Source organism: Brevundimonas kwangchunensis (genome assembly GCF_039523815.1).
Classification (GTDB): domain Bacteria; phylum Pseudomonadota; class Alphaproteobacteria; order Caulobacterales; family Caulobacteraceae; genus Brevundimonas; species Brevundimonas kwangchunensis.
The window spans coordinates 166,789-176,365 of the sequence record NZ_BAAAGA010000004.1 but is presented as its reverse complement, the minus strand read 5'-3'; the positions used below and the strand labels follow the sequence as shown (position 1 = coordinate 176,365).

Here is a 9,577-nt window from a genome sequence, read left to right as displayed (position 1 = left end):
GCCCCGGCGGAGCGATCCGGCGGGGGTTTTTCTTTGGGGGTCTGTTCGCGGTTCATCACGGCGGGCACGACGGACCACAGCGGACACGGCGGGAACGAGGTGCGGTCTTCGGCCGGCGGGCCGCCTGCAAGGCGATCAGGATTGCGCTTCGCGCGGACAGTGTCTGACGAACTGGCGCGAACACCGCTGTGTTCGCCGTGCCCTCGCCGTGGTCGCTGTGATGAAGCCCTGCCCGGATCAGACGAAGCGGACCTCGACGCCGGGTTTGACTGCCGCCGCCAGCTGCTGCGCGTCCCAGTTGGTCAGGCGGATACAGCCGTTGGAGGCGGTCTTGGCCACCTTCGACGGATCCGGCGTGCCGTGGATGCCATAGCTTTGGCGGGACAGGGCGATCCAGGTGGAGCCGACCGGATTGTTCGGGCCGGCGGGGACGGTGATCTTGTTCGGGCCACGGTCGTAGCTGAGCTTGTCAGGGTCGTAGGTGTAGTCGGGCTCCTTCGCCACGCCGACGACGGTCAGGGTTCCGGACGGAGCGGGGCGCTCGGTCGAGCCGATGGTGGCGGGATAGAAGGCGACCAGCCGGTTCGAGGCGTCGAAGGCGCGTAGCGAGCGCTCGGTCTTGTCGACGACGATGCGGGTCACCTCGGGCAGGGCGTTGTCGGACACCGCCGGAACGACGATGCGGACGCCGGCGCGGCGGAAGTCGACGTCGGGGTTCAGGGCCTGCAGCAGGGGTTCGGTGATGTGGAAGCGCTCGGCGATGCGTTCGCGGACGCTGGTGTAGTTCACGCCGTTGCGAGCCTGGCTGGCGAGGTCGCCGGGCGGGGGGCTGAACGGGCCGGCGAGGTCGGCCTCGGTCAGGGTGTATTCGGTCATGGCGGCGCTGCGGTCGGTCTCGGCCAGCTTGCGCAGGAGGTCGGCGTCCACGGCGTCGCCGGTCATGCCGTTGGCGCTGCGGAAGGCGGCGGCGGCCTGACGGGTGTTGTCGCCGGCGAGGCCGTCGATGACGCCGGGCGAGAAGGTCGAGCGGTCCAGCAGGATCTGCACCCGGATCAAGCCGGGGTCCGGTTGGGCGGGGGGAGTGGCGGCTTCGCCTTCGGTGGGAGCTGGCGTCGGCGTCGGGGCGACAGCCACGGGGGTGGCGCGTTCGATGGCTTCCGCCGTGAGGGTGATGGTCTGCGTCGCCTCGACGGGCGCGGCGGGCTCGCGCTCACCGCAGGCGGCGAGGGCGATAAGGCTGGTCGAGGCGAGGATCAGGCGAAAGGACATTGGATTCCGTGCATTGCTTCACGGAATCCAATCCTTCGGAAGCGGAGGCGTTCCCGCGGATCAGCGCAGGGCGGCGGCCAGTCCCTCGGCCGTGGTCTCGGACCAGCAGGCATAGCCTTCGTCGTTCAGGTGCAGGTCGTCGGGGCCGACGCCGCCGCGATCCAGACCCGACCAGCCGGCCATGGCCTCGAAGCGATGCAGAACGGCGTAGCCCATGCGACCGCCCTCCAGCGCGATCAGACGGGACATGTCGCCCAGTGCCGGATTGCGACCGCGGAAGGCGGGGTTGGGCGTGTTCTCGGGCAGGCGCTGCGGGTCGATCAGAAGGACGTCGACGCCGGCGCGCTCGAGGATGGCTTCGCCGCGGCGGAAGTCGCCGAAGATGTCGTCCATTGGCCGGTCGCGCAGGATGTCGTTGGTGCCCAGCTGCCAGATGACCATGTCCGGGCGATTGGCGGCGATCTCCCGCTCCAGCCGGTCGGCGGTGTCCTTGGCCGTCTCGCCGCCGATACCCTTGTTGATCACGGTGACTTCGACGCCCGGCAGGCGGCGCTCAAGCCCGGCCTCCAGCAGAGGCACGAAGCCGAGCTCGCGACGGCTGGCGCCCGCGCCCTCGATCGAGGAGGAGCCCATGGCCAGGATGGTAAGCCGGCCGGCGGCGACGGCGGCGCGGCTCTTCGACAGGCCGTCATTGGCGACGACGTGCTCGGCGTTGACCGGGCAGGCGGCCGGAGCCGTCTGGGCCAGAGCCGGCGAGGCTAGAGCGGCAACGGCGGCGGCGACGAGAGCGGTTCGGATCATCAGGGGTTCGGCTTTCCGGTGGCGGGGTCGGTGGCTGTGTCGCCGGGGTTGGAGCTGCCTTCGGAGCCCTTGGGCTCAGTGGCGGGGCGGGGCGCCTCGCCCTCATGGGCTGGCGGGCGCTGGTTGTCGTTCTCGGTCTCGCGGGTCGAGGGACGGTCGGATTCGGACATGATGAACTCCAGCAAAGGCGGGGATCGCCGACAAGCCAACGTTCGCGCCGCCGCCCGGCTCCGCGGTAAACGTTCGTTTCACCATGCCTGCACACCCTGATGAAACGCGCCCTGTGCAGGATGCGAGGCTGAACGGCGGTCCGGGTGGGCCGAACGGAGGAGCCGCGCATGGCCGGGTTGAAGGTCGAGATCGTCAGGGCGGACGCGCTGGACGAGGGCGCATGGGCCGAATGGCGCGCGATCCTTGCCGACACGCCGGCGCTGAACAGCCCGTACTTCCGGCCGACCTTCACCCAGATCGCCGGCGCAATCAGCCCCGAGGCCGCGGTGGCGGTGTTCACCCGCGATGGACGCACGGTCGGCTTCTTCCCGCACCAGCGCCGGGGCGGGGCGATACAGCCGCTGGCGGCGCCGATGAACGACTACCACGGGGTCATCGCCCGCGACGGCGAGGCGCCGACGCTGGAAGAGGTGGCGACCCTGCTGGGCGGCAGCCGCCTGAACGTCACGGCCTGGGTCGGCGATACGCCGGCGGGCGAGCCGCGCCGGACGGTGCAGGTGGAGCTGGGGGCGGACGGCTATGACGGCTGGTACGCCGAGCGCCGCCAGACCTTCGGCAAGTTCTTCAAGGACAAGGAACGAGCCCGCCGCAGCATGGAGGCCGAGTTGGGGCCGCTGCGGGTCGAGCGCGGGCTGCATGACCCCAGGCTGCTGGACTGGCTGATCGGGCTGAAGCGCGATCAGTACAAGCGCACGGCGCGGCACGACATCTTCGGCTGCGGCTGGACGGTCGAGCTGCTGCACGAACTGCTGAAGTCGGAAGGACCGGGCGGATTCGGGGCCTCGATGGCGGGGCTGTGGGCCGGGGATCGGCTGACGGCGCTGGAATATTCGCTGCACGCGGGCGACCAGTATCACTTCTGGTTCCCGGGCTATGAGCCGTCGCTGGCGCGCTGCTCGCCCGGCATCCTGCTGAGCATGGATACGATGCGGCTGGCGGCGGAGCTGGGCTATCGCACCTTCGACTTCGGGTTCGAGGGCGAGCACTACAAGAAATACTTCTGCAACGGCGCGCACACCGTCCGCGAGGCGATGATCGTCAAGCCGGGCATCGGTCAGGCGTTCAGCCAGGCGGCCGTGAAGGCGCTGGATCTGGCGGGCGAGGGGCGCGGCGAGCGTCTGCGCGCCAGCGTGCGCCGGCGCTGGGCCGCGATCGAGGCCTGCGAAGTCACACACGCCGACCGACTGAAGGGGGCCGTGCAGGCCGCCGGGGCCGCCCTGGCCAAGGTCCGCGCGCCGCAGCGCGCCTCCGCCTGAGATGCTGATGACCCAGACGAACCGCACCCGCTATTCCGGCCCGATCCGTCAGGCCGAGACCCATCCCCACACCTTGGTCGATCAGGGCTTTGCGTCGGACGAGAGCCTTGCGGCGATCCTCGACCGCTATCCGGCCGAGCTGTTCGACATCAACCTGTACGACTACGACGACGAGGGGCAGGTCAGCCTGCGCACCGGCGCGCGGGGACGGCTGGACGGCGGGCAGCTGCTGGAGGCGATCCAGCAGGGGCGTCTGTGGGTCAACATGCGCGAGGTCGAGACCGGCTGGCCCGAGCTGTGGGCCGCGGCGATGGTCGAGTTCGGCAAGGTGGCCGAGGCCTATCCGGGGCTGAGGGCCGTGCGCAATGCGGGCCAGTTGATCCTGTCCTCGCCCAAGGCGCGGGTGCCGTACCATTTCGACGCCGCGGGCGTGGTCCTGTTCCACATGCGCGGGCGCAAGCGGGTGTTCGTCTATCCGGGCGACGAGGCGCATCTGCCGGAACGCAACATGGAGCAGGTGGTCTCGCGTCAGACGACCGAGGAGCTGCCGTACACCCTGGCGTTCGAGCAGGACGCGCAGGTGATGGATCTGGAGCCGGGGCAGGCGCTGACCTGGCCGATCTATGCGCCGCACCGGGTGGAGAATCTGGACAGGTTCTGCGTCTCCCTGTCGATGGACTTCCAGACCTGGCCGTCGCGGTTCCGCAACGGGGCGCTCTATACCAATGCGGTTCTGCGCAGCCGGGGCGGGCAACCGCGGATGACCGACCGGATGGGCACGCCGGAGCTGGCGGCGCGCTGGGCGGCCTCGCTGGCGTTGAAGAAGGCGGGCGCGCTGAAGAGCCGGATCGCCCACTTCGAACGCGATTTCGAGCCGGAAGTCGGCGTGGCCGACGGCGCGGGCGCGCTCAGGAACTGACCCGGACATTGCTTCGACGTCATGCTTCGGAGGTCCGGTCGCGGCATGGCGGGGTTCTGCCCGTCGGGCGCGCCTGAACGGAAAGTCATGACCTCGATTTAAAGTGAAATTACGCGGGGCGAGTCGCACCTTCCGATCACAGGACAAGGGAGCTGACTCATGAAACTCGCAATCGCATCCGCCGTATCCGCTGTCGCCTTGGCCGCCGTGGCCGGTCCGGCTCTGGCCAAGGAGCCGAGCGTCGAGATCCGTTACGCCGTGGCGCGCGTCGCCGTCGTGGTCGAAGACCGCGCCGATGTGGCGGTCGAGGTCGAGCAGGGCTCGTCCCGCCTGCCGCGCGTCGAGGTGACCCGCTCGGGCGACGAGATCCGCGTCAACGGCGGCCTGCGTCGCGGCGGCGGCCTGTTCGGCGGCCGGGGCACGGGCATCAATCGCTGCGAGACCGGACCGGATAGCGGCCGCGCCGGCGAAGGCGCCTGGGTCGAGGTTCGCGATATCGGTCGGGTCAATCTCTCGGACGCACCGCTGATCGTCATCCGCACGCCGCGCGATGTGAATGTCGCCGGTTCGGGCGCCATCTTCGGCTCGGTCGGCCGAGGGGCTCGCTCGCTCGAGCTCGGTCATGGCGGTTGCGGTCGCTGGGATGTCGCCAATGTCGACGGCGCGATGTCGTTGAGCATCGGCGGCTCCGGCGACATCCGCGCCGGAACCTCGGGCTCGCTGGAAGTGAACATCGGCGGTTCGGGCTCGGTCACGGCCGGCGCGACCCGCAACCTCGAGGTCGCCATCGGCGGCTCAGGCGACGTGAACGTGGCCCGCATCGAGGGGCCGATGAGCGTGGCGATCGGCGGCTCGGGCGACGTGGATGTGCGCGCCGGAACCTCGCCGGACGTGAGCATCAGCATCGCCGGCTCGGGCGACGTGAACTTCGGCGGCACGGCCGGCGACGTGGACGTTTCGATCATGGGCGGCGGCGACGTCAGTATCGCCCGCGCCACGGGCGCGGTCAGCCGCTCGGTCATGGGCGGAGGCGATATCCGGATCGGCAACTGACCCCCGTCAGTCGCTGAACAACGAGGAAGGCCCGGGAGCGTGGAACCCCCCGGGCCTTCTTTTCGTGCGCTGGTCAGAGCGGACAGCAAAAGGCCCCGCCGGATCGCTCCGCCGGGGCCTTCGTTTACGCCACTATGGGGTGGAGGCTCTTACAGAGCGCCCAGCAGACCGGCGATGCCGGCGCCCGGCAGGCTGGCGCCCGCACGGTCACGGGCTTGCAAGCCACCGCCGAAGCTGTAGCGCAGGCCAACGGTCCAGGTGTCGATCTTCACGTCTTCGATGTCGCCACGGTTGAAGCCGGCGGCGAGCGAGAACGGGGTGTTGGCGATCTCGTACTCGGCGCCCACGCCGTAGGTCCACAGGTCGGCGCTGCCGAAGCCGGCATCGACGTCCGAGTAGCTCAGGCCGGCGTTCAAACGCAGGTTCGGCATGACGTAGAAGGCGGCGTCGCCGGCCACGGTCCAGGCGTCGACGTCAGCGTCGTCGGCGGTGGTGTAGGCGACAGCGCCGGTCAGGGTCGCGTTGGCGAGGTACTTCTGCACTTCACCGCCGAAGGTCCAGGCGGTGTCGTCGCCTGCGTCGGCGGCGCCGACGAAGCCGCCGAAGCGCAGGTCCGAACCGGCCATGCGGGTCAGGTGAGCCGTACCGGCCAGGCCGGTGTCGTTGGAATCGTCGTTGTGGGCGATCTGGCCAGCGAAGGTGGCGGTCCAGCCGGCGAAGGCGTCAACGGCAACCACGCCGTCGATGGCGTACGAGTCGCTGTCCGCGTCGATCGAGCCGAGATCGATTTCGGTGTTCGAGTAGGAGACGCCGACCGAGCCGACCGGAGCCGACTGGGCGAAGGCCGGAGCCGCGGCGAAGGCGGCGACGGCGGCCGTGGCGAGGAAGAGAGACTTCATTTTTGTTGTCCTTGGGGAGACAGCGTCTTTGCACTGCGGGGGAGGGGCTATCAGCCCGACCCGAAGCGAAGCCATTACAAACCTGTCACAAAACAGCGGCTTGCGGGGGCTGTTGTGAAACCGTCACACAATGTGGCGCCCTTGCGGCCACATAGCGTGGAGATGCGGGCGAAGCCTGAATCCGGCGTCAGGAACGGGAGGTTCTCGGCGAACGCGGGCCCGTGACCTGCCGGCGCCGACGACGGAGGACTCGGATGAACAGGTGGGCGGGCCTTGCGGCCGGATTGATGCTGACGGCAGGGGCGAGCGCGCCCGCGATGGCGCAGGAGCCGCCGGAGGGGTTCGTCTGGTACGTCCTGAGAGAGCTGAACGACTTCGGCTTCGACATCGACGACCCGACCAACCGGCCGCCTCTGATCACCGAGGCGCCGGCCGGCGTGCTGGTAGCGGTGGACGCCAACGGGGACAATCGGACGGACTGGCTGATCCGCTGGCCGGAGGCGATGCAGGTCTGCGGCACCGGCGGCTGTCGCGTCACTCTATATAGGGACGGAAGACGGGTTCGTTCGCGCGTTCGACCGTCAGGCCCTGTGGTTCGATATCCGCACCGCGGAAGGCGAGCGGCGAGTCGTGGCGGAGCTGCATCCGCTGATATGCGATGATGGCGGCGAGACGTGCGTGAGGTCGTGGGCATGGGATGAGGCTGCGCAGCGGCTCATGCCTGTGATCTCCAGGGCCGGCCTTCCACTGCCTCCACACGTCGCTCCGGTGGCCTGGCCGGAGGGGGTTGGGGAGTAGAGTCCGGCAACGCCGCTCACGCCCCGCAGATTCAGCGTCCGCCACGTTTTCGCCGCTTGACGGGCGGGGACTCAATAGGCATAAGCGCGCACTCTTGTTGGACCGGCTGTGCACCCCCGGGTGCAGACGCGGTTCGCAGGAACGACCTAAGTGCCTGTTCTTTGCAGTTTCTTGGGACTTCAACGGCCTTCGCGGGGGACTGCGTGGGCCGATCGTTTTTGCGAAGTGCGTACTCTGAAGGCCTTTTTGGCCTGAAGGCTCCGGTCTTTGAAATGGTTCACAGGGACGCAGGTTCGCCTGCTTGGGAATAACAACCGATATGGATCAGAGCATCCGCATCAGGCTCAAGGCCTTCGATCACCGCGTCCTCGACTTTTCGACGCGCGAAATCGTCAATACGGCCAAGCGCACCGGCGCGACCGTCCGCGGTCCGATCCCGCTGCCGACCCTGATCGAAAAGTTCACCGTGAACCGCTCGCCGCACGTCGACAAGAAGTCGCGCGAGCAGTTTGAAATCCGCACGCACAAACGCGTGCTCGACATCGTCGACCCCACCCCGCAGACCGTGGACGCGCTCATGAAGCTCGACCTGTCCGCCGGCGTGGACGTCGAGATCAAGATTTAATCGAGAAAGAGGCGGGATCCGATGCGCACGGGCGTGATCGCCAAGAAGCTGGGCATGACCCGCGTGTTCGCCGATGACGGCGCGCACGTTCCGGTCACTGTGCTGCAGCTCGACGGCTGCCAAGTCGTCGGCCAACGTACCCAGGAGCGTGACGGCTACGTCGCTCTCCAGCTGGGCGCTGGCACCAAGAAGGCCAAGAACACCAACAAGGCTCAACGCGAAGCTTTCGCGAAGCTGGAAGTGGAGCCGAAGGCCTATGTCACCGAGTTCCGCATCGATGCGGACGCCATGATGGATGTGGGCGCCGAGTTCTCGGCCGACCACTTCGTCGCCGGCCAGAAGGTCGACGTCCAGGCCGAGACCATCGGCAAGGGCTTCGCCGGCGCCATGAAGCGCTGGAACTTCGGCGGTCTGCGCGCCACGCACGGTGTGTCGGTCTCGCACCGCTCGCACGGTTCGACGGGTAACCGTCAGGACCCGGGCCGTACGTTCCCCGGCAAGAAGATGGCCGGTCACCTGGGTCAGGAAGTCGTCACGACCCAGAACCTGACCGTCTTCCGCGTCGACGCCGAGCGCGGCCTGATCATGATCAAGGGCGCCGTCCCGGGTCACGAAGGCACGTGGGTCAAGATCCGCGACGCCGTGAAGAAGGCCCGTCCGGCCGACGCCCCGTTCCCCGGCGGCGTGAAGTCGAACAAGGCTGCTGCTGCGGCTCAACCGGCCGAAACGCCGGCTGAAGAAGCCCCGGCCGCCGAAACCGTCGAAGGCGGTGAAGCGTAATGAAACTCTCGGTCATCAAACTCGACGGCAAGGCTGCTGGCGACGTTGAGCTGTCGGACGCCGTCTTCGGCATCTCCGACATCCGCGGCGACCTGCTGGCCCGTTACGTCAACTGGCAGCTGGCCAAGCGCCGCGCCGGTACTCACAAGGTTCAAACCCGCAACGAGAACTCTCGTACGGGCAAGAAGATGTACAAGCAGAAGGGCACCGGCGGCGCCCGTCACGGTTCGCGCCGTGCGCCGCAGTTCGTCGGTGGTTCGCGCGCTTTCGGTCCGGTCGTTCGCGACCACGGCTTCTCGCTGCCGAAGAAGGTCCGCGCCCTGGCCCTGCGTCACGCCCTGTCGTCCAAGGCGAAAGCCGGGAACCTGGTCGTGGTCGATACGGTCGCTGTCAAGGAAGCCAAGACGGCTGCCCTGCGTGAGACCTTCGGCAAGCTGGGCTGGACCAAGACCCTGATCATCGCTGGTCCGGAAGTCGACACGAACTTCGGTCTGGCTGCCCGCAACATCCCGCTCATCGACGTGCTGCCGAACGCCGGCCTGAACGTCTATGACATCCTGCGGGCCGACAAGCTGGTGCTGACCAAGGCGGCTGTTGAAGCCATCGAGGCCCGCTTCGCTCAGAAGGAGGCCGCGTAATGGCCGGCGCCCAACCCACTGTGCGTCACTACGACACCATCCTGGCTCCGGTGATCACCGAGAAGGCCACGATCCTGTCGGAACAGAACAAGGTCGTCTTCCGCGTCGCGGACAACGCCTCGAAGGACGAGATCGCCGCTGCGGTCGAGGCCCTGTTCAAGGTGAACGTGATCAAGGTCAACACCCTCGTCCAGAAGGGCAAGACCAAGCGTTTCCGCGGCATCATGGGCCGTCGGGTCGACATCAAAAAAGCGATCGTGACGCTGGCCGACGGCCAGTCGATCGACGTCACCACGGGGCTCTGATCA

Annotated in this window: 12 protein-coding genes; 8 read left to right on the top strand and 4 right to left on the bottom strand. The window is 68.1% G+C overall.

From position 1 onward, the window contains the following. Positions 1-237: 237 nt before the first annotated feature. The 3 genes from ABDZ95_RS09120 to ABDZ95_RS09110 are packed head-to-tail and all read right to left on the bottom strand — an operon-like array spanning position 238 to position 2,240. Complete coding sequence (locus tag ABDZ95_RS09120) at positions 238-1,269, bottom strand: L,D-transpeptidase family protein (RefSeq protein WP_343792906.1); 1,032 nt, start codon at positions 1,267-1,269, stop codon at positions 238-240. A 60-nt stretch (positions 1,270-1,329) separates the two neighbouring features. Next, positions 1,330-2,070 (bottom strand): SGNH/GDSL hydrolase family protein, encoded by a 741-nt coding sequence (locus ABDZ95_RS09115; protein WP_343792904.1) that lies wholly within the window; start codon positions 2,068-2,070, stop codon positions 1,330-1,332. After that, positions 2,070-2,240 (bottom strand): hypothetical protein, encoded by a 171-nt coding sequence (locus ABDZ95_RS09110; RefSeq protein WP_343792902.1) that lies wholly within the window; start codon positions 2,238-2,240, stop codon positions 2,070-2,072. Before ABDZ95_RS09110 ends, ABDZ95_RS09115 begins: the two co-directional genes overlap by 1 nt. A 168-nt stretch (positions 2,241-2,408) precedes the next feature. Here ABDZ95_RS09110 and ABDZ95_RS09105 point away from each other — a divergent pair, with 168 nt between their 5' ends. The 3 genes from ABDZ95_RS09105 (at position 2,409) to ABDZ95_RS09095 (ending at position 5,529) form a co-directional block, all read left to right on the top strand. Then, the gene (locus ABDZ95_RS09105) at positions 2,409-3,557 is read left to right on the top strand and encodes a GNAT family N-acetyltransferase (protein WP_343792900.1); all 1,149 of its coding nucleotides are present in this window, start codon (positions 2,409-2,411) and stop codon (positions 3,555-3,557) included. A 7-nt stretch (positions 3,558-3,564) separates the two neighbouring features. Beyond that, positions 3,565-4,476 (top strand): cupin-like domain-containing protein, encoded by a 912-nt coding sequence (locus tag ABDZ95_RS09100; protein WP_343792897.1) that lies wholly within the window; start codon positions 3,565-3,567, stop codon positions 4,474-4,476. Between the two features lie 159 nt (positions 4,477-4,635). Then, positions 4,636-5,529: a GIN domain-containing protein gene (locus tag ABDZ95_RS09095; protein WP_343792895.1), complete on the top strand. Its 894-nt coding sequence runs from the start codon at positions 4,636-4,638 to the stop codon at positions 5,527-5,529. Positions 5,530-5,678: 149 nt separating this feature from the next. Here ABDZ95_RS09095 and ABDZ95_RS09090 read toward each other — a convergent pair whose 3' ends face one another. Then, positions 5,679-6,428: a porin gene (locus ABDZ95_RS09090; protein WP_343792893.1), complete on the bottom strand. Its 750-nt coding sequence runs from the start codon at positions 6,426-6,428 to the stop codon at positions 5,679-5,681. 254 nt (positions 6,429-6,682) lie between these two features. Between ABDZ95_RS09090 and ABDZ95_RS09085 the strand changes: the two genes are divergently transcribed. From ABDZ95_RS09085 to ABDZ95_RS09065, 5 genes are all read left to right on the top strand, one after another. Beyond that, a complete protein-coding gene (locus ABDZ95_RS09085) occupies positions 6,683-7,090 on the top strand; it encodes a hypothetical protein (RefSeq protein ID WP_343792891.1) in 408 nt (135 codons plus the stop codon). 455 nt (positions 7,091-7,545) lie between these two features. Next, on the top strand, positions 7,546-7,851 hold the full coding sequence (rpsJ, locus tag ABDZ95_RS09080; protein WP_003164367.1) for a 30S ribosomal protein S10: 306 nt from the start codon (positions 7,546-7,548) through the stop codon (positions 7,849-7,851). 21 nt (positions 7,852-7,872) lie between these two features. After that, positions 7,873-8,631, top strand: a complete 759-nt coding sequence (rplC, locus tag ABDZ95_RS09075) for a 50S ribosomal protein L3 (RefSeq protein WP_343792889.1) — start codon at positions 7,873-7,875, stop codon at positions 8,629-8,631. Beyond that, on the top strand, positions 8,631-9,269 hold the full coding sequence (rplD, locus tag ABDZ95_RS09070) for a 50S ribosomal protein L4 (RefSeq protein ID WP_343792886.1): 639 nt from the start codon (positions 8,631-8,633) through the stop codon (positions 9,267-9,269). The genes rplC and rplD overlap by 1 nt, the downstream gene beginning before the upstream one ends. Further along, on the top strand, positions 9,269-9,574 hold the full coding sequence (locus tag ABDZ95_RS09065; protein ID WP_343792884.1) for a 50S ribosomal protein L23: 306 nt from the start codon (positions 9,269-9,271) through the stop codon (positions 9,572-9,574). The genes rplD and ABDZ95_RS09065 overlap by 1 nt, the downstream gene beginning before the upstream one ends. Positions 9,575-9,577 lie beyond the last annotated feature (3 nt).